Annotated in this window: 16 protein-coding genes; 5 read left to right on the top strand and 11 right to left on the bottom strand. The window is 43.0% G+C overall.

Features of this window, described 5'->3' with window-relative positions:
• Positions 1-3 precede the first annotated feature (3 nt).
• The 9 genes from DW677_RS08535 to DW677_RS08495 all read right to left on the bottom strand — a co-directional run bounded on the left by DW677_RS08535 (position 4) and on the right by DW677_RS08495 (position 11,611).
• Positions 4-1,038, bottom strand: a complete 1,035-nt coding sequence (locus tag DW677_RS08535; RefSeq protein WP_117566923.1) for a peptidoglycan bridge formation glycyltransferase FemA/FemB family protein — start codon at positions 1,036-1,038, stop codon at positions 4-6.
• Positions 1,032-2,045, bottom strand: coding sequence for a hypothetical protein (locus DW677_RS08530; protein ID WP_117566921.1), 1,014 nt, complete (start codon positions 2,043-2,045; stop codon positions 1,032-1,034). Before DW677_RS08530 ends, DW677_RS08535 begins: the two co-directional genes overlap by 7 nt.
• Positions 2,042-3,337 carry an ATP-grasp domain-containing protein gene (locus DW677_RS08525; RefSeq protein ID WP_117566919.1) on the bottom strand — a complete coding sequence of 432 codons (1,296 nt, stop codon included), beginning with the start codon at positions 3,335-3,337 and terminating at the stop codon, positions 2,042-2,044. The genes DW677_RS08530 and DW677_RS08525 overlap by 4 nt, the downstream gene beginning before the upstream one ends.
• A 3-nt stretch (positions 3,338-3,340) precedes the next feature.
• A complete protein-coding gene (locus DW677_RS08520; RefSeq protein WP_117566917.1) occupies positions 3,341-4,003 on the bottom strand; it encodes a sugar transferase in 663 nt (220 codons plus the stop codon).
• A gap of 20 nt (positions 4,004-4,023) precedes the next feature.
• Positions 4,024-5,301, bottom strand: coding sequence for a DegT/DnrJ/EryC1/StrS family aminotransferase (locus DW677_RS08515; protein ID WP_181968328.1), 1,278 nt, complete (start codon positions 5,299-5,301; stop codon positions 4,024-4,026).
• Positions 5,302-5,317: 16 nt separating this feature from the next.
• Positions 5,318-7,273: a nucleoside-diphosphate sugar epimerase/dehydratase gene (locus DW677_RS08510; protein WP_242992136.1), complete on the bottom strand. Its 1,956-nt coding sequence runs from the start codon at positions 7,271-7,273 to the stop codon at positions 5,318-5,320.
• 244 nt (positions 7,274-7,517) lie between these two features.
• Positions 7,518-8,513: a kinase gene (locus DW677_RS08505; protein ID WP_117566915.1), complete on the bottom strand. Its 996-nt coding sequence runs from the start codon at positions 8,511-8,513 to the stop codon at positions 7,518-7,520.
• Between the two features lie 129 nt (positions 8,514-8,642).
• On the bottom strand, positions 8,643-9,950 hold the full coding sequence (locus tag DW677_RS08500; protein WP_117566913.1) for an HAD-IIIA family hydrolase: 1,308 nt from the start codon (positions 9,948-9,950) through the stop codon (positions 8,643-8,645).
• A 47-nt stretch (positions 9,951-9,997) separates the two neighbouring features.
• A complete protein-coding gene (locus DW677_RS08495) occupies positions 9,998-11,611 on the bottom strand; it encodes an O-antigen ligase family protein (protein ID WP_181968327.1) in 1,614 nt (537 codons plus the stop codon).
• Between the two features lie 296 nt (positions 11,612-11,907).
• Between DW677_RS08495 and DW677_RS08490 the strand changes: the two genes are divergently transcribed.
• On the top strand, positions 11,908-13,497 hold the full coding sequence (locus DW677_RS08490; RefSeq protein WP_117566910.1) for a hypothetical protein: 1,590 nt from the start codon (positions 11,908-11,910) through the stop codon (positions 13,495-13,497).
• Positions 13,498-13,805: 308 nt separating this feature from the next.
• Here DW677_RS08490 and DW677_RS08485 read toward each other — a convergent pair whose 3' ends face one another.
• Positions 13,806-15,440, bottom strand: coding sequence for a hypothetical protein (locus tag DW677_RS08485; protein ID WP_165860009.1), 1,635 nt, complete (start codon positions 15,438-15,440; stop codon positions 13,806-13,808).
• A gap of 557 nt (positions 15,441-15,997) precedes the next feature.
• Between DW677_RS08485 and DW677_RS08480 the strand changes: the two genes are divergently transcribed.
• The 4 genes from DW677_RS08480 (at position 15,998) to DW677_RS08465 (ending at position 22,292) form a co-directional block, all read left to right on the top strand.
• On the top strand, positions 15,998-17,851 hold the full coding sequence (locus tag DW677_RS08480) for a sugar phosphate nucleotidyltransferase (RefSeq protein ID WP_117566906.1): 1,854 nt from the start codon (positions 15,998-16,000) through the stop codon (positions 17,849-17,851).
• Between the two features lie 333 nt (positions 17,852-18,184).
• On the top strand, positions 18,185-20,419 hold the full coding sequence (locus DW677_RS08475; protein WP_117566905.1) for a GH25 family lysozyme: 2,235 nt from the start codon (positions 18,185-18,187) through the stop codon (positions 20,417-20,419).
• A gap of 413 nt (positions 20,420-20,832) precedes the next feature.
• Positions 20,833-21,267, top strand: coding sequence for a hypothetical protein (locus tag DW677_RS08470; protein ID WP_117566903.1), 435 nt, complete (start codon positions 20,833-20,835; stop codon positions 21,265-21,267).
• Entirely contained in the window at positions 21,264-22,292 is a 1,029-nt protein-coding gene (locus tag DW677_RS08465) for a type II TA system antitoxin MqsA family protein (RefSeq protein WP_117566902.1), read from the top strand. Before DW677_RS08470 ends, DW677_RS08465 begins: the two co-directional genes overlap by 4 nt.
• Before the next feature lie 78 nt (positions 22,293-22,370).
• On the opposite strand, the gene DW677_RS08460 is transcribed toward DW677_RS08465, so the two are convergent.
• Entirely contained in the window at positions 22,371-24,488 is a 2,118-nt protein-coding gene (locus tag DW677_RS08460; RefSeq protein WP_117566900.1) for a glutamine synthetase III, read from the bottom strand.
• Positions 24,489-24,679: the final 191 nt, after the last annotated feature.

The raw sequence follows: 24,679 nt of genomic DNA, 5'->3' as shown, positions 1-24,679 counted from the left end.
TTTTTATCCTCTATAACTTGGGAAAAAGGAGGAATTTGTGTTTCCTCTCATCCCAAGAAGTTCATTATAAATATTTTGAACAAATATTTTTTTTCCAATATAAAAACGTTTTTCATCGTCCAATCTATAAAATGATTTTTTAAATTTATAGAGATTATCATTCCCACTGCCAACACCACCTCCAAGATAAAAGGTTTTATAGCCGTTAGCGCATCCCCATAAAGCAACTTCATAAAGCAATAGATTAGTCGGTGCCAAGTTTGAGTATTCTTTGATAGAACCTGACAAATGATAATTCAATTTTCCATTTGCTGCTAATATAATAGAGGCTGCAATAATGTTGTTTTCATATACTGCATAAAACACTTGCGCATTTTGTGGTAAATCATTCAGAATACTTTGATAAAAATTTGAGCTAAAATAATAATACTTTTCTGCATTGTCCTTATCCATCGTAGAATTATAAATGTTTCTAAACGTTTGGAATATTTCAGGATATCTTCCAGAATATACTACAACTCCATTTTTTTTTGCTTTCCGTATCATGTTCCTATTTTTGCTCGTGATGTTATTCCAAATAATATCAGGTGATACGATATTCATCGCTATGGTATTCCCTAGAGGTATAACTTCATAATTTCCAGAACACTTTTTATAATTCTCTAGTAATGGATGGAATCTTGTAAATTCACTGATAATGTTATTGTTTACGCACCACCCTTCATAGTCTTCAAATAAATTACTATAACATTCGCCTTCAATAATCCATCCCCCATATCCATATGGACTCGAGAAATCAAAATATGTATTTTCCGACATCAAACCGCTGAAGTGAGGATCTCTTGCAATATCCCGTTTCATTACTACGTTAATTCCTCTTGTGTTTCCTTTCTCATAAAAAAAGAGAAGTGGTTCTCCATCTCCATGAATTTTAAATGCCTTAACATATCCGCTTAACCAATATACATCATAATCTTTAAATGATTTAACTATTTTATCCCATGTATCACTATCTTCTAGTGTATATGTACTTAACATTCAATAATCCCCTTTAATATTAAATCTGCCATTCTCTCAATATCTGAAGCGTTGTACCGCTGATCACACACAATACTTAATTCATGATTATATATATACAGCATTTGTTCTGTTAAAACATGATATTTAGACACTGGCCAGTGTACTGGACAATATACTTCTCGTTCTATTAAGAAATTTCTAATTGCATCTCGATTATTCAATAAAATAGGAACAAATAAAGGACACCCTCCGTCATCAAAGTCAGGTATAAATAAATATTGGGATAATTTGTCTTTTAAAATCTTTGCGTTTTGATGTCTTTTTTTTGTTACTGTATCTATATCAATGTGCTTAATCACATCAGCATCTTCTTGTTTTCCACATTGGATTTCTTTCAAATCATCTAAAAATTGTTCACTGCTACTAAATAACTGTAAGTAATCCTTTTGGTCAATTATACCGTTAATATAATTAGCTTTTTGTTCCATGGCTCTTTGACGATTATTTATATATTGTAAATCTGCATTATGAACTGCAATTCTGTCACTAAAGCCTTTTTTACTCCATGCGAATCCTCCCGTAACTATACCACACCATTTTCTAACACTTCCAAAATAGTAATCAGCATCATCTGCATATTTGGAAAATATACTATGTGTCAAATCACGAATAATAATACATGGATATGAGTCATAACGATCATGTGAAATGGTTCCAAAATAATCCATTACTAATAGTACATCTACTGTAATGTCATTTGGCCGTTGTTTCAACACACCATTTTCTAGGACTACTGGATAAAACTGTACCTCTAATCCTTCATCAATAAATGGGGTAATGATACTGTCACAGCACCATGAGGGTAGTCCTATTGTTTGGACTTTTTTCTTAAGCATTATGTCTTTGATAATATATCGAAGAGCAACCCTGCCTGAAATAAATAATCTTGCATATTCAGGCAGTAATGTATTGGCTTTTAAATTTACAGGAACATTCCAAAATTCGCTCCCTATTTCTTTTCTCATATCATTCGCCAATCTATTAAACATTCAAAGTTCGTTACATCAAATGTGGGGATACCTAGTTCTTTTTTTACCGCCATTCTTTCGGCGAATGCATTATCAATAAATATGGATGGAACCGTATTATCAATATATTTGTACTTAGGCTCATTATTAGGAACTTCAATAATCTTATTAAAAATGTTTAAACCTAATTTGATGTTCCTAGCAGTTTCGTATATATCATATGCGTGTTTAGTTATCAGGATTAATTCAATTTTTTTGTTTAAACACTGATATAAAAATCGCATTGCCTCTGTATTGTATGTTTCTCTATTGAATACTAATGTATCGTCAAAATCAATATATACTCGCTTATATTCATATTCCAAAAAATATCTATCAATATAGCTTTTATCCAATATTACTTTTTGCTTGTTCGGTAAGATATTTATATCCATACCCGAAAAATCGGCCAATGCTAATAATGGCAAATTTGCATCCAGATTTTTACTTAGATTAAAAGTACCTGCAAATCGCGTAGATATTTCTAATAGTTTATATTTCCCATTAATATCTTTTCGACACTGAATATACCAGTAACCTCTAAACTTAATTCGTGTATTAATCTGTTTTACAATATTACTTATTTCATCAGTTATATCAATGGCTACAGCTCTCGAACTAATTCCATTTAAAATACGCGCACGAATTCTTGGCTGGATAAATTTAATATCTCCATTACGATCTGTAAAACAGTCAATTGTAATCTCTTCTCCGGGCAAGTATTCGCATAGTACATACTCGACAGATTGATCAAGTTTGAATAATTCTTCATAGTTGTTTATAATAAAAGCGTTTCGTCCACCTTGTCCCTTATCATCCTTAGCAAATATCGGAAATTCGATTTCAGAGCTATTCCTTGAATAGGTCTTAGGAACAAAGCTTGTATCTTTAAGAGTTTTATAGGTTAATGATTTATACCTGCAAATTTTAGTTGTTTCATATGGTGAACAAACAATGGTTGCATTTATCCGTGACTCATTTTCCATTAGAATCATCGCATTGGTATCATGAGTCGGAATAATATAATCTATTGATCGTTCCCTAATTACCTTATTGAGCTGATCAATAAAACATGAATCATTATCATATGGTAAATCAGTAATTGCATTACTATCTATAAATATTGAATGGTTATCGTTACTGGAAGCGAGAATAGGATTATATCTAACAGTACCGCGCAATGCAAAGTATACCTCTTGTGCGTTATATGCTCCGCCGCCAAATATCAAAACGTTTTTCTTAGTGATCATTGCTTACTCACCTTCTTTATTAATAGAACTTCTTTCAACGTCTAATGGTTGATATAGAACTCCATCGTGAACAATAGAGCTCGCTGTTTCTATATTTTCCCTTTTTAATACGGTTTTAATGGTATCTGTAATGATTTTAAAATCACCTTTAAAGGATATAGTATTTACGTATTTAATATCCATTTTAAATTTTTCTTCCCAAGAAACATAATTTCGCCCATGGACTTGAGCATACCCAGTTAAACCTGGTCGGACATCATGGCGATGATGTTCCTCAGTACTATAATATGGCAAATACCTAACCAAAAGTGGTCTCGGACCAATAATACTCATATCGCCTTTGATAATATTGAAAATTTCTGGTAATTCATCAAGCGATGTTGATCTAAGAAACTTTCCATACCTGTTGAGCCTAATCTCATCTGGCAACAATACCCCGTTTTTATCCTTTCGGTTATCCATTGTGCGAAATTTAACTAACTTAAAAATCTTTTCATTTTTACCCGGGCGTTCTTGCAAAAAGAATGGATTTCCTCTCATGAAAAATATACCTAGAACAACCAAAATTATATATAACCAGCTAAACGCAATGATTGTCAGGACACCCAGGATAAAATCTAAAGGTCGTTTAAAATATTTTTCATATGGACCATGTGGTTTGTGCATCTATATTCTCCTAGCAAATTTTATTCGAAACATGCTTTAATAACTTCAATAATTTTATCTTGCTGAGCAAATGTCATTTTGTTATCACTAGGTAAACAAAGTCCTCTGTTAAAAATATTTGCACCAACATCATTAATTCCACCAGCAATGTAAGCATTGGTTGTTGCTCTTCCCGAACCACTAACTGTAATAAATTCATTCATTCTATACATAGGCTGCATATGCATTGGTTTCCAAGTAGGTCTTCCTTCAGCATTTATATTATTAATGGCTTCTAGTATTTCAGTCGGACAACTTTTGCTTGCTTCTGGTATATACAAAGCTTCACTATCGCTTCTGACTTGTTTACACATATATTGGGAATCAATGACAAATGCTGATAACCAATAATTAGGGTTACATTCATCCATGATTGGATTCATTTGAATCGGTAAACACTTAAGGCCCTCTTTATAGTGTTCATAAATTGCTTTTTTCTGGGAAATATGCTCTTCAAGATATTTGTATTGTCCTCTTATGACCCCGGCAATTACATTTGACATTCTGTAATTGTATCCAACTTCCTCATGCTGGTACCATGCAGCATTTTCTCTTGCTTGAGTGCTCCATTTTCTTGCCTTGTTAGCATCCTCTAAGCTATTTGTGAGAAGGCAGCCGCCAGATGAGCCTGTAATAATCTTATTGCCGTTATAGCTGATAGCTGCATAATCGCCAAAGGAACCACATTGCTTATCTTCCCATGTCGCGCCCATTGCTTCAGCAGCATCTTCAATCAACAGGGCACCGTGATGTTCACAGATTTCTTTAATTTTGCGGATATTGCCTGAAAAACCATATAATTCTGCGCTCACTACCAGTTTAACTTCAGGATACATTTCAAATGCTTTTTCCAATGCAACAGGATCCATGTTCCAAGAGGCGGGATCTGTGTCGATGAATACTGGGATTCCCCCTTCATACACAACTGGATTAAGTGTTGCATCAAATGTCATATCGCTGCAGAAAACACGTTTCCCCTGTACGGCACCATGCCCAATTCCTGGCTTTCCGTAGAGTTTTTCTCCTGCAAGCTTTACACAAAGATGCAGTGCTGCGGTACAGCTAGAAAGTGCCACTGCATATTTTACACCTGTCTTTTCAGCTGCGATTTTTTCTACTTCATTGATATTTGCACCTACTGTACTCATCCAGTTAGTCTCATATGCCTGCGTCATATACATCAGTTCTTCGCCATGCATGGTTGGCGAAGCCAACCATACCTTTTGCTCAAAGGGTTTAATACCTGTAGATTTATACATTGCAAACTCTCCCTTACTATTCTGCCGGGTGATAGGTAGAAACGACTTCCTTTAATACATCCCGGATGTTGTCTTTGTTCTTATATGCTGTTTCCATCAGTGTCTCAAGTTGCCCAAGAAACACTTCGATATCAAATGGAATCGGGCATCCGATATGGATCAGATCATTCTGAGTTTTTCTCAGACCTTCTTCCGCCATCAACTTTTCTTCGTATAACTTTTCTCCAGGACGGAGACCGCTGTATACGATTTTAATATCTACATCAGGCTTATGGCCAGAGAGTCGGATCAAGTTGCGAGCCAACGTATCAATTTTCACTGGCTTTCCCATGTCAAGAACGAAGATTTCTCCACCATGGGCATAAGTTCCTGCTTGTAATACTAAGCTAACAGCTTCCGGAATTGTCATAAAGTAACGGATAATGTCTGGATGTGTGACAGTTACCGGACCACCTGCAGCAATCTGTTTTTTAAAAAGTGGAATAACTGAACCGTTGCTTCCAAGGACATTACCAAAACGTACAGCAACAAACTCAGTCTTTGCATGTTTCAACGCCTCGACAACTTCCGGTTTAGTTGTCATATCGGTCATACTGTGGGTAAACAGCTGTGGAAGTTCATAGGCGCGTCCCGCCTTTACCATATGGTCAAAAGACTGAATAACCATCTCACAAAGTCTCTTGGACGCTCCCATGACGTTCGTTGGGTTAACGGCTTTGTCTGTACTGATTAAGACAAAACGTTTACAGCCATAAGCCAGCGCTGCATAAGCTGTTTTATATGTACCAATAGCATTGTTTTTAATTGCCTCACACGGGCTGTCTTCCATTAACGGCACATGCTTGTGGGCTGCCGCATGGTATACAATCTCCGGGCGATAGGTTTCGAAGATTTTAAACATCAGTCGGCTGTCCCGGACAGAACCGATCCGAACAACAAGATCAAGTTCTGGATATTTTTTCTTTAATTCTAGTTGGATGTCATATGCATTGTTTTCATATATATCAAAAATAATTAATTGTTTCGGTTCATGGGCTGCAATTTGGCGACAAAGCTCTGATCCAATAGATCCGCCTCCACCGGTGACCATAATGGCTTTTCCCTTCAAGTGCTGGAAAATTTCATCCATGTTGACTTTAATGGGATCACGTCCAAGCAGATCCTCCACAGCAACTTCTTTCATATTGCTGACAGTCACATCTCCGGTATATAACTGATACATGCCAGGGAGATTTAAGAGCTCACATCCCGTCTGGTTACAGATGTTTAAAATATCTTTCTTTGCTTCCGAAGATGCGCTTGGAATTACTACATAAATCTTCTGGATATGGTACTTGGCACATACCCGCATGATCTCGTCACGTCCACCCTCAACCGGGATTCCGTCGATGTAACGTCCCCATTTATTCGGGTTATCATCAATAAAGCAGCAAACTTTTTCTTTCACTGTTCCCGCATGCTTGATATCCCGCAGGATCATCTGTCCGGCAGCCCCGGCTCCAACAAGGAGAACATGCTTTAATGGGGCTTCGGGTTCCCTGACTTTTCCGACCAGCAGAAGGACAAAACGGTACGCAAACCGGATTCCCAATGTCATAACAAACTGGATGATCACTCCAAAGAAGTAATAGGAGATCGGCATTCTTCCCACTAACGCAGTAACTGCCAGGATCTGGGAAAGCGACGTGATCACAGTGGCTAACGTCATACGAATCAGCTCATTGTAGCTTGCGAACCTCCAGATACTCTTATAAAGCCGTAATCCCCAAAATACGAAAACACAGTACAGGGTGTACGGAATGATCGTTTTAAAATAGATATCCAGGTATTCTTTCGGGATTGCCTGAAAGCGGCAGTCAAACCGGATCCAGAGAGCAAAAAAATAAGCAGCCGCAATGACGATAAGATCATAAATCATCAAATATGCTGCCATGACTTGCCAATGTTCCGGGTGGAATTTCTTCTTAAGCATGTTTCAAAGTTCCTTTTACGATATATTTGGGAGCGAGGGGAATGTCCGGTTATCTTCGGATAATGATCCTTATCGGAAGTTCACTCCCATAAGAATGCCATGCGCAATCTTCGACTGCGCATGACAAATTCAGCTTGATTTATTATAACATCTCTCTTCTCTTTTTACAATCCTTAACTCCAATTGACCTAATATTGCCAGTATTTCCAGCTTGGATTTCCCTTTTAAGATGTCTGGTTCTTACTTATCTCTTCTCATACGTCTCCGGCGTATAATGGATCACTCTCGTACCGCTGTTCTCAAACTCAAATGGAACGTATAAGAGTTCCTCCATCGCCTTATGAACCGCTTCCTGCTTATCCGGCTCTACGTAGAAGAGAAGGAATCCACCGCCACCGGCACCGAGAAGCTTACCGCCGAGGGCACCTGCTGCCATTCCTTTTGCGTAAAGTCCATCAATGGAATCTGTGGAGATCCGGTTGGAGATTCCACGTTTCAGCTTCCATGTATAATCGAGAAGTCTTCCGAATTCATTGAGGTCTGTCTTGGATGTGAGAACCTTCTCCGCATCATCCACCAGGGACAGCATCTCAAGAAGCTGCTTCTGCTTATCTACCAATGCTTTTTCCGTTGTCTGCTGGATATCAGAAGAAAATCTTGAAAATCCGGTAAAGAACAGCATCAGATTCTGGTTTAACTGTGTCTTTCTCTCCGGTGAGATAATAACCGGATTTACCTCATAACCGTCGGCATTGAAGTTGATACGGTTCAATCCACCGAACGCCGCCGCAATCTGATCCTGGACGCCGCCGCTCTCGTTGCAGAGAACTCGCTCCAGATAGATCGCGTCATCCGCAAGCTTTCTCTTATCCGCATATTTTCCCTTTAACGCATAGAACGCATTTAACATTCCAACTGCAAAGGAGCTGCTCGTTCCGAGTCCAGATCTTGCCGGAAGGTCGGCCTCGTAGGTAAGGCGGATTTCCTGCATATCGAGATACTTCATCGCCTCACGGATCGCCGGGTGATTGATATCGTTGACATCTGTCACACGCTCGATCTTTGAGTAGGAAAGCTCTGTGGAATAATCGAAAAAGCGCGGTAAATGGCGCACATTTACATAGCAGTATTTATCAAACGTTGTTGAGATTACGGCTCCGCCATGTTCCTTATAAAAGTCCGGGAAGTCTGTTCCGCCTCCGAAGAAGGACATTCTAAAGGGGGTCTGTGTGATGATCATAATATTTCTCCTTATCAAACTTTTGTTTTAATTTCTTTCTTGAATCAAATATTCTAAATTGACTTGATCAACTCTCTGCTCAAAAAATATTTTCCTAATTAAGTAACTGCTTTCTCAGATACTTCATCGCTAATCCAGCTGTAGAATCTTTTCTACAGCATCCAAAAGGTCCCTGCAGACAAGATCCGGCTTCACATCATATTTCTTATCGTTTCCGGCTTCACCAGTCAGTACTAACGCCGTGCGCATTCCCGCGTTGATCCCGGTCTGGATATCCATCGTCGTATCGCCGATCATCCAGGATCCCGCAAGTTCGATATTATACCGCTCTGCCGCCTCCCGGATCATACCGGTCTTCGGTTTTCTGCATTCACACGGGATCTTGTAGGCCGGATTCTCCTCCGGATATCCCTTATCCGGGTGATGCGGGCAGTAGAATACATCATCCAGGAACACTCCCTCTTTTCCGAGAAGTGTTTCCATCTTTTTGTGAATGTTTTCCACATTTTCGATCTCGCAGAGTCCCCGCGCAACCACCGGCTGGTTCGTGATAACGATTCCGAGTCTTCCCGACTGGTTGATCTTCCGGATCGCGTCAACTGCACAATTTTCCAATGTAAAGTCCTCTTCCTTGTATACAAGGCCTTTATACTGGTTGATCGTGCCGTCCCGGTCCATAAAGATACAACGCTGTTTGTTTTTGAGACATTTTCCCGCAATCACACCGCGCTCAATATCTGCCAGTGTCTGATTTACGCGGTCCACAGTGCCGACATCCTTTACGTACTCCGGAGAGCAATATCCATAGATCGGCTCCCCCGTCTCCAACATGCCCTTAATCACATCATTCTCAAGGTTCCGTTTCACCGGCTCCGGCACATAATCACAGATCTTCTTTTCAAATACAAAAATTCCTGCGTTTACACAGTTCTCATACCAGTAATCCCGCACATTGTGCTTGGAATCAAACGCCGTGATCTTATCATCCTTATCGAGCACAAGAAGATCCGAATCAAACGGATGTCCATTCGGATGTACAAACAGTGTCGCGACCGCACCCTTTTCTTCATGGAAGTGGATCATTCGCTGAAAATCAATATCAAAGAACAAATCTCCGGACATCATGACAAACCGATCCCCGTGGATCATATCCTTTAAATAATAGAAGGATCCCGCTGTTCCAAGCGGCTCTGTCTCCTCGAAATACCGAATCGCAATACCAAATTTTTCTCCATCACCAAAGTATTCCCTGATCTTATTACCAAGATGTCCGATCACCATGATAATATCTGTAATTCCGTTTTCCTTCAGCCGCTCCACCTGCCATAAAAGCAGCGGTTTTCCGGCAACCGGGACCATCGGCTTCGGAATCTCATCCTTTGTGAGAGCTGCCAATCTTGTTCCCTTTCCACCGGCCATGATGACTGCCTGCATCATAATATTTCCTCCCTGACGCAAGCGCCTCTGCGCTCACGCGATCAAATTTATTGTTCAGTTTTCGTATCTTCTGCTGGAATCTTCTTTCTTCCTACCCCCATCGCTAAGAGCTGTATAATAATCGGCATGGCGATCGGGAGGTTGATATTAACAACTGCCTGAATCATATATGCAAGAACGACAATCATGATTGCCATGACTTCTGGCTGTTCCTTAATTTTCTTTGCCATCGCAACAACTGAGGCTAACATAAACGCAATATAAGTGCATACTCCAGTGATTCCAATTGTAATTAGATAATGAAGATATTCATTGTGGGCACTATCATAAATCGTTATAGATCCTCCGCCCTGAGTCGGCGGGAAATAGTACTGCATAATCAGTGCAAACGTATCTGCACCATATCCAAAAATTTTCTGAAGCGGAGTCAACTTGTCTTGGAAAATTTCCATAGAACGTTTCCAAACATATCCTCGTCCGGTACCCCATGAGTCATTGAATAATACGTAGTTTCTGATTGTTTCGTATCTTTCCACATGTCCGACCACATTTGCATCATACAACACAAAGACAACCACTGTACATACAATCACAATCACAGCTATCCAGATATAGACCAAACCATTCTTGGTTTCCTCCGTATATGTTTTGTTCGTCTTACTCTTTGATGCAAAGAATACCAGAATCCCACTGATAATCCAAAGTGCAACAATAAGCACCGGGAGAAATTTGTGACCCGCAATCAGGTCAAATGCACTGTTAATTCCAAGAACACTTGATGCATAAGCCTTATTAATCCATTCAATGCAGCAGATAACGGTAAAGAAAGAGGCCAGGGAAATCGTATATCTGCGGACACCTGTTTTTGTTTTGAAAATCCATAGCGGCGACAGACCAAAAATCGCCGCCAAGGACAGATACGCATTATCACTGGTTCCCATAATCAGCGCAAATGCCGACAAAATCATATTTCCGTAATACCACAGCATTCTCTTCTGATTCTTTTCCTGTGTGAAAAGAATCAGAGAAACTGCCATCAGAGCTGCAACATAAATTGTATACGTATTGATATTTCCGAATGTTGAGGTATAAATTGCCTTCTGGGTATCCATCATATTTACCTTAAATCCAAGAACATCCATCTGGAAATAATCCGTAATTCCGAAAACGCATACGAAGATTCCAACTGCAAGAAACGCATCCAGATACCATCTCTTCAGTTTAAAAAAGCGCGTCACCAGAAAATACACCGCCATATAGATCGTCATAAGGAAAACACCATTATAACGGCCCGACGTTCCCCAGAATGCTTCCCATTTCCAGTCTTTGCTCAACGCCCAGGAAATCACATTCGCAAGCCAGAATGCGATCATTGCCCAATCGCCAAAGCTCATCCCTTTACGCCATGTCTTAAAATCGAATTTTGAGAACCATTCGATCATTTTGCCGCTTGCAAGTCCATAGCCGCCCATAACAACGAGCGCCGCAATCGAGACGATACAGTAAAACTGGTATTTTGTCTCCAGAATATTAAAATAATAGTCCCGGAACACCAACGGCAGCACACATAAAACCGCCAACGTGAACACTCCCATGATCAGTGCCACATTATCCTGATAGCTACTCTTCGTCTCCTCTTTTTTCTTTATCCTATTTGCCATGAATGTATTCTTCCTTTCACATGTCATAAAAAATCGAGTTTATTATACCATCCTTCCCATTTTCCTGCAACTTACCCCGCCCTGTTTTTCCTGCCTTTTTCATGAATTTATTCTTAATTCTGCGTTTTCCGATCCCCGTTTCTTAAATTTCCCATCCTGTCTTTCCAATTTAATCCCCTCTCCCACCCCGTTTCCCAACTTGCGATAATTTTACTTATCGGAAGTATAATGGCTTCGTAATGCAATTAGGAATTTCAAAAAGCGTTTCAAAAAAACAAAAGGAGAGTGCATTAATTATGAGAAAGCAGACTAAAATTGCTGCAGTAGTATCCGCAGCAGCTCTGTTAGCATTAGGCGCTTCCATCACTTCCTTCGCAGCAGCAAAGGGAACCTGGATGATGGTTGATGGCGAGTGGTATTGCTACGACAAGAACGGTGACGCATACGAGAACACATTCTGCTCCAGCAATGGAAAAGAAGATTACGTAGGTGATGATGGACAGCTTGTTCGTTCCCAGTGGGTTGAGGACGGCGCTGACAAGTATTTCGTAAACAGCAGCGGTGCAAAGATCACAAACGACTGGAGATTAACAACTCCGATCGATGATGACAGTGCTGATGAGGAATGGTTCTACTTCCAGTCCAACGGTAAGATGGCTCATGACAAGAAGATCACTTACAAAAATAAAACATACTACTTCGATGGCGAAGGTAAGATGCTCACAGGCTGGGTAACTTATGATAAAGACGGCGAAGGCAACGTTGATGAAGCTAACGACTTCGATTCAGATAAGACATATTACTGTGATGAGACAGGTGCTCGCTTAGAGAAAGCTTGGATTAAGACCACAGAGCCAGATGTCGACGATGACAACGCTGATGCTGATGATTACTGGTACTACTTCAAGTCCTCTGGTAAAGCTCAGACTAAGAAAGGTACAAACATCAATGGTCAGACATATATCTTCGATAACAGAGGACGTATGCTTACTGGTTGGGTAGCAAAAGATACTGATTCTAATGCTTACCTTGAGATTGGTGATGAGAACAGCGACTACTACCTTAAACAGTTCACAGATGTTTATTTCTGTGGTGATGAGGATGACGGACACGCTAAGAAGAACAAATGGTTCAAGACTTGGAGACCGTCTGAGTACGATGCTGAGGATGATGACAACGATCAGTACTGGTACTCCATCGATAAGAACGGTAAGGTTTACATCCCGTCCCAGTCTAACGCTTCTAAGTTAGCTTACGGCGTTAAGTACAAATTAAAAGATGCTAAGCTTGAGGCTCAGAATAGCGGCGCAACAATCGAGTTCACAAAGAAGAACGTAAATTCTAAGTCTTACTTCTTCAACCAGGATGGTGAGATGCTTAGCCAGTTCATCGAAGTTTCTGCAGATAACCTTGGTGCAGACAGCGGACTTAAGGCTGGTATGTACTACTTCGGTGGAGACGATGATGGTTCCATGAAGACAGGTTCCCAGTCTGTAAAAGATGACAACGGTGATTCCTACAAGTTCTTCTTCGAGAACAAGACAACAGGTAACACTAAGGGTCTTGGTATTACAGGTAACAAGTCTGGATACCTCTACTTCAAGGGTCTCTTAATCAAGGCTGATGATTACAAGTATCAGTTAGCTACTATTACAGATGAGAATGGTGTTGAGCATACATTTATCGTTAACAAGAACGGTTCTATCCAGAAGAATCGTGTAGATTACAAAGAAGATAATGAAGTTCTGTTCACAACAAAGAACCTTCCTAAAGATGCTTTCGTAACAGATAGTACAGCTTGGAAGTATAGCCTTAAGGATGGCTTAACTGTTGAGGATGATATTACAACTCCGATCGACATCTACGACGTAATGCCGCAGAACTAATTTCGAATTTTACGAAATTCTAATTGCAAAGCGCGGACGGGAAGAAATTCCCGTCCGTTTTTGTTATGGGCTTTAGTCCAATTGATGCGGAGGATATTCCTTGCCAAGATTACTGAGCTTATAACAATTCTGAATGCATTGCTATTTTTTGATGTAAAGCATAGGTAATTGTTTTTATTTACACTGCTATTTACACAAAGGAGACCGGGTACAAAACGTACCGGCCTCCTATCTGCAATCGGATTTTTAGGTTGTCACCATCAGCAATTGTGCTGATTTGGGCGATAGAAAAGAGCTAATAGGGAAGATTATTTTGTAGCGTTAGAACCTGTAGCTACTGTGCTTGTGTTAAAGCTTTTGTAAAGTGCGCCCTTTGTACCGCTAAATGAGAAACCAGTAGCATCAACTACAACATCATCATCATCTTTGTATTCTTTTGCAGCTGTCTGAATGGAACCACTCTTATTAACGATGTAGCTTGCTACCTGAGCTGTAGCTGTAGTCTGACCCTCTGCTACAGTATAAATTGTTACATCCTTAATCTCATACTTATCATCATCTGCTGTCACAAGGAGACCATCGCTGTAAAGCTTGCCGCTCTTAGCACCATTGATACCAGCAGCGTTGAAGTAGCCCTCATCTTTGTTATCGCTTGTAGCAAAGTAGAAACGTGCTGCGGAACCAGACTCATCTTTGATTGTCTGGGAACCGTCTTTTCTATAGCCGTCATCCCAACCACCAAGATAGTACATCTTTGCAACACCATCTTCTTCGTCAGAGGCATCTGTCTTTACAAACTTGGAAAGCATCTGACCATTTGCGTTGAAGTAGTAAGTCTTGCTGTTAATTTTCTTCTCATACATTGTCAGACCAATCGTGTTGTCATCATCATCATAGTTGTCTTCTTTGAACTGATCGTCAAACGTATCCCCTTCGCAATCATCCAGTTTATATCTTGTAGCTCCGATGCCAGTCTCCTTGGAATCATCCGGAACGTAAACATCACCGCTCTTGTTGATCCAGAACCAATATTTATCATTGTCATCGTCATCTTCGCCGTACTGAGTGTTGCTGTATGCTTTGACCCACTTGTCCTTCTTCATGTGGCCGTCATCTTCATCGCCGCAGAAGTGGATCTCAGATGCATTAAGTTCGCTAAGAGTTGTCTCAAAATGACCATCTGTATCGTCATCGTCATTCCATGCCTGTGTATAGCCGTTGGAACCTGTCTTTACTACCCAGCCAGAAAGCATTTTTCCTTCCTCATCGAAGAAATATGTCTGACCTTTAACGTTTGATTTTTTGCCAGTTGCTGCCTTACCGCTGGATTTTAAGTAATACCAGTGTTCATCATCATCAGAGTTGATATCGTCCTGATCTACATCCGGAGCATAGTCATATACCCATGAATTTTCAAGACGCGCACCTGTCTCGTCACAGTAATATGTTTCGATTCCCTTAACATCAGCAGTGGAAGCCTCATCCCAGCCGTCACCGCTCTTCTGAACCCAACCAGTGAGCATCTCGCCTTCGCTGTCGAAGAAATATGTTTTTCCTTTGTAAGTGATCTTCTCATCCTCGGCTCTCTTACCGTTGGATTTGAAATAATACCACTGCTCTTCAGCAGAATCATCATCATACGGAGCAGTTAATCTCCAGTCGTTTGTGATCTTCTGACCAGCGCTGTTAACGAAATAGTAATTTCCGTCATCTTCAACCCACGCGGAGCGAACAAGCTGTCCGTCATCTCCTACATAGTAATCTTTACCATTGCTTGTGCAGAATGTGTTCTCGTAAGCATCGCCGTTCTTGTCATAGCAATACCACTCACCATCAACCATCATCCAAGTTCCCTTGGAAGCTGCGAAAGATGTGAGGGAAGCGCCTAATGCAAGAAGTGCAGATGCAGAAACAACTGCTACTAATTTAGTCTGCTTTCTCATAATGAATGCACTCTCCTTTTTGTGTTTTTGAAATTGTTTTAAAAATCCCAATTGCATTACGAGAGCATTATACTTCCGATAAGTAAAATTATCAATAGTTTTTTTACAAAAAATGAAGATTTTTTAATAAAGGGAACTATCTTACTTCGCTTCCAGAAATACTCTGTACCTCGAATACACTGGTATTATAGTATATTTTCTTAAGAATTTCCATATCTTTTTTGTTTTTATTTTCTTACGGAATTCTTACTTGAATGCTGTTTTTAGCTTATATTGTATAAATATTAGTACAATATGCCCATTTCCCCACTTTGTGGCAGCTTCGTGGCAAGGATGTGTCATTACAGGATGTTCATTTTAATGTTATTTTCAAGATATTTTGAACGCAATAATTCCATGTTCAAAATATCTTCTTGTATTATCAGAAGTACGTGTTATAATGTTCATATATATCTATTTATTTTTTCGTTTTGAACACGTTCATTTTTATCAGTTTCTTCCTTATTATTAAACAGTAATAATAAGCGATGCAAACATCTTTGATTCGGAGGACGACTATGGATCGTTTGGGATTACTCTGCAGGAATATTTATGAGAACAACAAGATGACACAGCGGGAGCTGGCGGCGGCGATGGATATTTCCCTTGGGACCTGCAACCATCTCGTGAAGGAAGGTCTGGACCAGGAGCTTTTTTCTTTTGATCCGGTGGACGGATCTTATTCCTTATTAAAAGGCGGTGTGGATCTTTTAAGAAATTACCGTATGGACAGCGCCGTGATCCTCGCGGCGGGATTCGGGTCCAGATTTGTACCGCTGACCTTCGAGATGCCGAAGGGACTTCTTGAGGTCTACGGCGAGCGTATGATCGAGCGGCAGATCAAGCAGCTGCATGAGGCGGGCGTCACGGATATCACCATCGTTGTGGGATATCTGAAGGAGAAGTTCGAGTATCTGATCGACAAGTTCGGCGTGAAGCTTCTCTACAACCCGGAATATCACAATAAGAATACGCTGACAACGCTCTACCGTGCCCGGGAGTGTTTTATCGGAAGAAACACTTATCTTCTCTCTTCCGACAACTGGATGCGCAACAATATGTACCACACCTACGAGTGCGGCGCATGGTACTCTTCTGTATATATGAAGGGAGAGACTTCCGAGTGGTGTCTTGAGACAAGCAAAAAGGGGCTGCTCACCGGCGTAAAGGTCGGCGGCGAGGACTCCTGGGTCATGTACGGACCAGTATTCTTCTCGAAGGAGTTTTCGGAAAAGTTCTTCCCGGTCCTCGAGGAGTATTATCATACTCCCGGAACGGAGCAGATGTACTGGGAGCAGGTTCTGGCGGACCTCTTAAACGGCGAGGTCGACAGCCACCTTCCCGGAAAGCACCATTTCCCGGTTCCGGAGATGTATATCAACAGGCAGCCGGACAACCAGGTATACGAGTTCGAGAATCTTGAGGAGCTCCGCCTCTTCGATGAGCGCTACCAGAACCATTCCGATAATATCGCCATGGAGCTGATCTCCGAGGTGCTACAGGTTCCGGAGTCTGAGATCACAGGCATTAAATGCCTGAAGACCGGCATGACGAACAAGTCTTTCCTGTTTAAGGTTCACGGCAAGTCCTATATCTGCCGGATTCCTGGTCCGGGAACCGAGCTTCTGATCAACCGGAAGCAGGAAAAGGCGGTCTATGACGCAGTACAGGATTACGGCATCACCGAACATGTTGTATACATGAACGGGGAGACCGGCTACAAGATTTCCGAGTATTATGAGGGGGCGCGCAACAGCGATCCGCGCGACTGGGATGATGTGGCACGGTGCATGGCACTTGTGGAGAAGCTCCATGATTCGAAGCTCCATGTGGACTATTCTTTTGATATCCGGGAGCGGATCACCTTCTATGAGGCACTGTGCCGTGGATACGAGAAGAAGCTTTTTGAGGATTATCCGGAAGTAAAGTCCCATATGATGACACTGCTTGACCGCCTCGACCACCTGAACCGTCCGAAGGTTCTGTCCCACATCGACAGCGTCTGCGATAATTTTCTGTTCCTGCCGGACGGGGATCTCCGCCTGATCGACTGGGAATATTCCGGTATGTGCGATCCGCTGATCGATGTGAGCATGTGCGCGATCTATTCCTATTATAATGATTTTGAGGTCGAGAAACTGATCAAGCTCTACCTGCACCGGGAGCCGACCTCCGAGGAGCGGTTCGTTTACTACGCTTATATTGCCCTCGGCGGATTCTTGTGGTGTTTGTGGGCGGTGTATAAGAGCAGTGTCGGCGAGGAGTTTGGCGATTATACGATCGTGATGTACCGGTATGCGAAACGGTTTTATAAGAAGATTATTACCTCGCCGGAATTTCTTGGAATCGGAGACGGCGGGACACTGAGATAACCGTACTGGCGGTCTGCGGCTTTCCTGGTTCGGCATTCGTAAGAACGCAGATCAGGGAACTGGTCCGGAAAAGCCGAATAATCGCCACATTTTCAATTGAATTTTTGCAAGACGTATGTGTATTTTTATGCTATACTGAAAATACGCAGATAACGTCCATAGAGTCCCGGGATGAAGCTGTGACAGAAATACAGTTATCCCGGGATCTTTTTTATAGCTGATCGACGGTTTCGGAAGTACAGCGCTGCCTGGTACCGGCAGTTACATCCGGCATCAGGTCTGTCAGCCTGCAAGATAAGAATTTTTATGTACAACATTTAAAGGGGGATTTCCATGAGACAAAAGAAACGGGCGGCGGCGCTTCTTTTAAGTGCCGTCATGGCTTTTTCCGCGGTGAGTCCGGCGGTTCCGGTATGGGCGGCTTCCTGGCAGAAGAACGCGTCCGGCTCCTATATTGGAAGTGATGGTTCCGTGCTTACCGGTATCCTGTCCCGGGGTGTCGATGTTTCCCAGTGGCAGCAGAATATCAACTGGTCCGCGGTCGCCGCTGATGATATCCAGTTCGCGATGATCGGAACGCGGTACAACAATGCGGTGGATCCGTATTTTGATACGAATGTGCGTGGGGCAGCGGCGGCGGGACTCCGCGTCGGTGTTTACCTTTATTCCTACGCGACGACTACGGCGATGGCCGAGTCTGACGCGGATTTTGTTCTGAATCTCATTAAGGATTATCCAATCTCCTACCCGGTGGTCCTCGATGTGGAAGCGCAGGAAATGAACGGGCTGACGCCGTCCCAGATCGCGGATATCATAAACGCGTTCTGTAAGAAGGTTGAGACGGCTGGATATTATCCGATGGTGTATACCAACGACTACTGGATCAGCAATAAGATCGATATGACGAAGGTCCACTATGATGTCTGGATTGCCCGTTATAACTCGAAGCCGACTTATCAGGGTGCTGCCCTCTGGCAGGCATCAAATCAGGGTACTGTAAACGGCATCAACGGAAATGTGGATATCAACTTTACCTTTAAGGATCTGAGCAGCAAGCTTCCGGCGAACCGGTGGCGGCTGATCGGGGATAAATGGTATTATTATAAGAATTATGTAAAGCAGACGGGCTGGATCAATGACGGGCAGAGCTGGTATTATCTGAACGCGGACGGAACCCAGTTTAAGGGCTGGCTGCTTCTCGACAACCAGTACTACTACCTTCTCCCTGCTACCGGACAGATGAAGACCGGATGGCTGAAGGCGGAGGACGCGTGGTATTACTTAAACTCCGACGGTACGATGGCGAAGGACTGGATTCAGGTTGATGGAACGTATTATTACCTGTTAAACGGTGCGATGGTGACCGGTTGGCTGCGGATCGGCAACGATTATTACTATATGCGCGGCAACGGCTCTATGGTGACCGGATGGCGGAAGATGGACGGGAAGTATTACTACTTTAACAGTGACGGTAAGCTTGTCCGCGGATGGGCAGATATTGATGGAAAGCGGTATTTCCTCCAGCAGGATGGAACAATGGTGACCGGATGGCAGACAATCGACGGCCTGCTGTACTACTTTGATGCCAGCGGCGCGATGGCAGCCGGGTGGACGAAGCTTGACGGTTACTGGTATTACTTCAATAACGAAGGAAAGCTGATGACCGGATGGATGCAGCTTGACGGAAAGTTCTACTATCTCCACACCGATGGGCGGATGGTCATCGGCTGGCAAAGCGACGGAACGAATAAGTATTATATGGACACCGTGTCCGGTGTGATGGCGGTGGGCTGGAAGCATATCGATAAGAGCTGGTATTATTTCAATCAGGCCGGACATATGATCACGGGATGGCTGAATGACGGCGGAAGGTATTATTATCTGAATCCGGCGGATGGCAAGATGATCGCCAACGGATCGTTTGTTGTAAATAATGTAAACTATACCTTCAATCAGAGCGGTGTGTGCCTGAGTGAGACGTCCGCGATCGACGGCGGCTCGGCGGGAAGTGTTTATACGCCGGGAACGGCCGGGACTGTGGCGAACGGAAATTATATGGGTACTCCGGCGGCGGGGAATGCGCAGAATGGGATTACTACGGGTAATAGCGGAAGCGGAAATGCTGCGGCTGGATCTGCGCCGGGTGGTTCGACGACCACTGCGACCGGATCCACGACTGCCGGATCTTCCCAGACGAATACGGGTATGTCGGCTGGTAATTACCAGACAGGCGGTCCGGGAACTTCAAACAGTACATCTACTTCCACTTCCAACAGTGGAACAAGCACCTCCGGCAGTTATCAGACCAGCGGACCTGGATACTCCAACAGCAGCTCAGGTTCCGGAAGCTCCAGTTCTGGCTCTGCATCAACTACAGTGCCGGGCGGCAATGCAACAGGCAGCAATAACCATTATTATACAAACACCGGCAGCATGACCGGGCCGGGAAGCTCCAATACAAACTATAACTATAGTTCCGGTTCTTCCGGTACGGCTGCGCCTGGAAGTCCAGGTTCTTCTTTCTCATCGTCGAATCTGACTGAATATCAGACGGGTGGACCGAAGTAATTCAAATCACAGCTTATTAGTTTAGGACTTAAAGGATCATATACTGGCATTCGAGTCAATATATGATCCTTTTTGTTTCTATGTACCCGGCAGCTGCTTTGGGCAGGTTCCATAGATATCTTTTCCCATCTCCGATTTATTGCATATATGGTACTATCAAATTTCCAGTTAATCTTTCATTGACTTTTAAAATTATGAACATTATAATGTAGGTATCAATTGATACCTGTGTGGATTGGAGGACAACTGACTTGGCTGAAACTACTGCAGCAAGAATAGAAAGTGAATTAGATGTAAAATCGTAACTGTTCAGTAGGTCTGCGCACTTGCTGCGCTGACCGTAAGAAAACATAGGCTGGAGGGCAAAAATCCCATCAGCGAAGCTGATCTGGAATGGATTTTTGCGTGTAACTATGAAGGTACTGAATAGTTACGTAAAATCTTATATTCAGAACTTAAGATTTGCCCTCACCCATGGGGCAAAAATCAATTTTCAGGAAAAACGTCTTGTAGATGAGAATCGTCCTGAAAAATATACCAACCAATATACGGTCCGTACCCTATTTCCGGATGAGAATCCTGTTGACGCATTAAAAAGAGAACTTTTATCACTATCTTCCGAGAATTATATGCGGACAGTAAAAGATCTGCGTTTTCCAAAAAGAAGTGAAATGCGTGAATTTGGCAAAGTATATAATAGCCATGATGATGTATATATTAAAATACGAGTTGAACTTCTGGGAATATACGGTGAAACCACAACCTTTATAATGTCATTCCATTTTGCCGAACGGGCATTTACACCTGATATGTTCCCCTACAATAAAAAACAGGAGGTGTTTTCATGATCATGAAGATCATTAATTCCGAAGAACATTTATGTACATGCTGTATGGAAAAGCATGAAGTGAAAACCGTTCTTGTTCGTGAACAGGCAACTTTCAAAAATGTAAAAATCACTTATGATGCTGTTTATTTTTATTGTGATACGGCCGAAGAATTCTATATGGATGAAAAGCTGCTTCAGGAGAATGATATCCGCCTGAAAGATGCATATCGCGAAGCAGAAAACCTTTTAACCTCTTCTGAAATCATCGCTATTCGGTCAAAATATGGGATCAGCCAGATTGATTTATGCACGCTTCTTGGATGGGGTGCTAAGACAATTACCCGTTATGAAAGCCACCAGGTACAGGATCGGGCGCATGATACAATTTTAAAAAAACTGGATCAAGACCCCGAATGGTTTTTATCCCTTTTAGCAAATGCAAAACAACATTTAGCGGCAGATGCATATCAAAGATATTTTTCAGCCGCAACCGCTTTATATGAAAAAGATCAGGATCTCTATTTACGAAAGGCAATTGAGGCAAACTACGCTATGTTCCAGAAGAACCAGCTTTTGCAGGGAAATACCGTGCTTTCTTTAGATAAAGTTGTAGATGTTATTCGCTATTTTGCTGCTTCTGATAAAATCACAAATCTTTATAAGGTAAAACTCATGAAATTGATGTGGTATGCCGACGCATTGTCATATAAGCTTCGGAATACCGCAATCACCGGACTAGTCTATCGGGCGCTGCCCATGGGTGCTGTCCCTGTAGCTCATAATTCTATTATAGATTTAAAAGATGTTCCTTGCGAGGAAGTTGATATGGGAGAAACCACTGCATATCACTTTTCTTTAGATGGAAATCACACTTTTCCCTCGCTTACAAATGAAGATAAACAAATTCTGGATATGGTAATCCAAAAGCTTGGGTATATGAGTAAAAATGAAATTATTGACTTTATGCACAAAGAGCAGTCCTATACCCAAACTGCACCACGGGACGTAATTTCCTTCAAATATGTCCAAAGTTTACAGATTTAAAACACGCCGCCCCGCAGGATCTTCTCCCGCAGGGCGGCGCTTTTATTGTCATACTATGTATTCTTATTTAGAGGTCTCTTACACCTCAAAGATCATATCCCCATAGCTCGGAATCGGCCAGTATTCCTTGTCTACGATCATTTCAAGCTGGTCTGCCGGGTCACGCAGAGCCTGCATCGCCGGGATGATCTCGTCGTAGCAGAAGTGGGCGCGCCTTTCCATGCTGTCGATGTGCTGATACTCTTCTACCAGGTCTTCGAGCTTCGCGCGGGCAACCTTCATGTCGGAGAGAAGATCTGAAACTTCGATGAGAAGCTCTGTCTGGACACTGTTGTCAGCTTCCGGGCATGCAGCCTTCACAGCGCTTAAGGACTGAGCGAGAACGGTTGTGTAGCGGACAACAGCCGGGATCAGCTGCTTTCCTGCGATATTGATCATCGCCTTCGCCTCGATATTTACGGATTTCGCGTAGGACTCATACTCGATCTCCGCTCTTGCCACCAGCTCTTCCTTCGTGTATACGCCAAAGTCACCGAACAGCTTGAACGCTTTCTCGGTAACGAGGGACGGGATCGCGTCTACCATGCACTTTAAGTTCGGAAGTCCACGGCGCTCTGCCTCTTCTACCCACGCCTCGCTGTAGCCGTTGCCGTTGAAGATGATACGGCGGTGATCAGCAAGAAGTTTCTTGATCATATCATGGACAGCGAGATCAAAATCGTCTGCCTTTTCAAGCTCATCAGCCGCCTCTTTGAACGCCTCAGCAACGATGGTATTTAATACAACGTTTGCAGATGAAACAGAATCGGAGGAACCGACCATACGGAACTCGAACTTATTTCCGGTGAACGCGAACGGTGAGGTACGGTTTCTGTCGGTTGCGTCCTTATCGAAGTCCGGAAGTGTGGTAACACCTGTCTTTAATGTACCGCCGGTCTTGGAGTGGGTCGCGGAGCCTGTAGAGATCAGCTGGTCGATCACGTCCTCAAGCTGCTCGCCGACGAAGATGGAGATGATCGCAGGCGGCGCCTCCTGAGCGCCAAGGCGGAAATCATTTCCCGGAACAGCCGCAGACTGACGGAGCAGATCCGCATGGCGGTCAACTGCTTTCATAATGCAGGCAAGAACCAGAAGGAACTGGATATTCTCATGCGGTGTTACACCCGGATCCAGCATATTGATGCCGGTGTCGGAAGCCAGGGACCAGTTGTTATGTTTACCGGAACCGTTGACGCCCTGGAACGGTTTCTCGTGGAGCAGGCATGCCATACCGTGACGGTTTGCAACCTTTTTCATTGTCTCCATAACAATCTGGTTGTGGTCAACAGCAAGGTTTGCCTTTGTGTAGATCGTTGCCAGCTCGTGCTGTGCCGGAGCGACCTCGTTGTGCTGGGTCTTTGCGGTAACTCCCAGCTTCCAGAGCTCTTCATTTAACTCTTTCATATAGGAACCGATCCGCTCGCGGATAACGCCGTAGTAGTGGTCATCCATCTCCTGGCCCTTAGGCGGCATTGCGCCGAACAGGGTACGTCCGGTGTAGATCAGGTCTTTTCTCTTTAAATATTTGTCGCGGTCGATCAGGAAGTACTCCTGCTCCGGTCCTACGGACGGGGTGACACGCTTTACTTCTGTGTGTCCGAAGAGGTGGAAGATTCTTGTCGCCTCTTTATCGATGGCCTGCATGGAACGGAGAAGCGGGGTCTTTTTATCGAGTGCTTCACCTCTGTAGGAGCAGAACGCGGTCGGGATACAGAGTGTAACGCCGGTTGCGTCTTTCTTTAAGAATGCCGGGGAAGTGCAGTCCCAGGCGGTATAGCCGCGGGCCTCGAATGTGGCGCGCAGACCGCCGGACGGGAAGGAAGAACCGTCGGTCTCGCCCTTGATCAGCTCTTTTCCTGAGAGATCCATTAAGACTTTGCCCTGGGAATCGAAGTTTCCGATAAAGGAATCGTGTTTCTCAGCGGTCACGCCGGTAAGGGGCTGGAACCAGTGGGTATAGTGGGTCGCGCCATTGTCGACTGCCCAGTCCTTCATCGCATGGGCAACCACGTCCGCGATCGTCGGATCCAGCTCACTGCCATCCTCGATGGTCTGCTTTAATTTCTTGTAGACGCTTTTCGGAAGGCGTTCCTTCATCACGGAGTCGTTAAAGACGTTCTCTCCGAAGATTGCCTCCACATTGATAGTTTCGCTCATAGCTTTCCTCCTCAATTCTGTATAATCTGCCCGTTATGGCATGGGGTGAAATCGTACTTTAAAAAGTATAGGAATTACCTGTAAATATTCAGCCTGTTCCAATCATGGTCTGCCAGGGTATTTCGGCTGAATTCCAATTTTAGCTTGAAAAAATGTTCTCCCTGATACGAGGGAGAACATTTTTAACTGCA

It is taken from the genome of Clostridium sp. AM25-23AC (genome assembly GCF_003435125.1).
GTDB lineage: Bacteria > Bacillota > Clostridia > Lachnospirales > Lachnospiraceae > Pilosibacter > Pilosibacter fragilis.
The sequence above is the reverse complement of the archived record's forward strand: the minus strand, read 5'-3'. Positions and strand labels throughout refer to the sequence as shown.

Coding starts and splice junctions, on each gene's coding strand:
- DW677_RS08535 (WP_117566923.1), bottom strand. CDS start 1,038: ATGTTAAGTACATATACACTAGAAGATAGTGATACATGGGATAAAATA.
- DW677_RS08530 (WP_117566921.1), bottom strand. CDS start 2,045: ATGAGAAAAGAAATAGGGAGCGAATTTTGGAATGTTCCTGTAAATTTA.
- DW677_RS08525 (WP_117566919.1), bottom strand. CDS start 3,337: ATGATCACTAAGAAAAACGTTTTGATATTTGGCGGCGGAGCATATAAC.
- DW677_RS08520 (WP_117566917.1), bottom strand. CDS start 4,003: ATGCACAAACCACATGGTCCATATGAAAAATATTTTAAACGACCTTTA.
- DW677_RS08515 (WP_181968328.1), bottom strand. CDS start 5,301: ATGTATAAATCTACAGGTATTAAACCCTTTGAGCAAAAGGTATGGTTG.
- DW677_RS08510 (WP_242992136.1), bottom strand. CDS start 7,273: ATGCTTAAGAAGAAATTCCACCCGGAACATTGGCAAGTCATGGCAGCA.
- DW677_RS08505 (WP_117566915.1), bottom strand. CDS start 8,513: ATGATCATCACACAGACCCCCTTTAGAATGTCCTTCTTCGGAGGCGGA.
- DW677_RS08500 (WP_117566913.1), bottom strand. CDS start 9,950: ATGATGCAGGCAGTCATCATGGCCGGTGGAAAGGGAACAAGATTGGCA.
- DW677_RS08495 (WP_181968327.1), bottom strand. CDS start 11,611: ATGGCAAATAGGATAAAGAAAAAAGAGGAGACGAAGAGTAGCTATCAG.
- DW677_RS08490 (WP_117566910.1), top strand. CDS start 11,908: ATGAGAAAGCAGACTAAAATTGCTGCAGTAGTATCCGCAGCAGCTCTG.
- DW677_RS08485 (WP_165860009.1), bottom strand. CDS start 15,440: ATGAGAAAGCAGACTAAATTAGTAGCAGTTGTTTCTGCATCTGCACTT.
- DW677_RS08480 (WP_117566906.1), top strand. CDS start 15,998: ATGGATCGTTTGGGATTACTCTGCAGGAATATTTATGAGAACAACAAG.
- DW677_RS08475 (WP_117566905.1), top strand. CDS start 18,185: ATGAGACAAAAGAAACGGGCGGCGGCGCTTCTTTTAAGTGCCGTCATG.
- DW677_RS08470 (WP_117566903.1), top strand. CDS start 20,833: ATGAAGGTACTGAATAGTTACGTAAAATCTTATATTCAGAACTTAAGA.
- DW677_RS08465 (WP_117566902.1), top strand. CDS start 21,264: ATGATCATGAAGATCATTAATTCCGAAGAACATTTATGTACATGCTGT.
- DW677_RS08460 (WP_117566900.1), bottom strand. CDS start 24,488: ATGAGCGAAACTATCAATGTGGAGGCAATCTTCGGAGAGAACGTCTTT.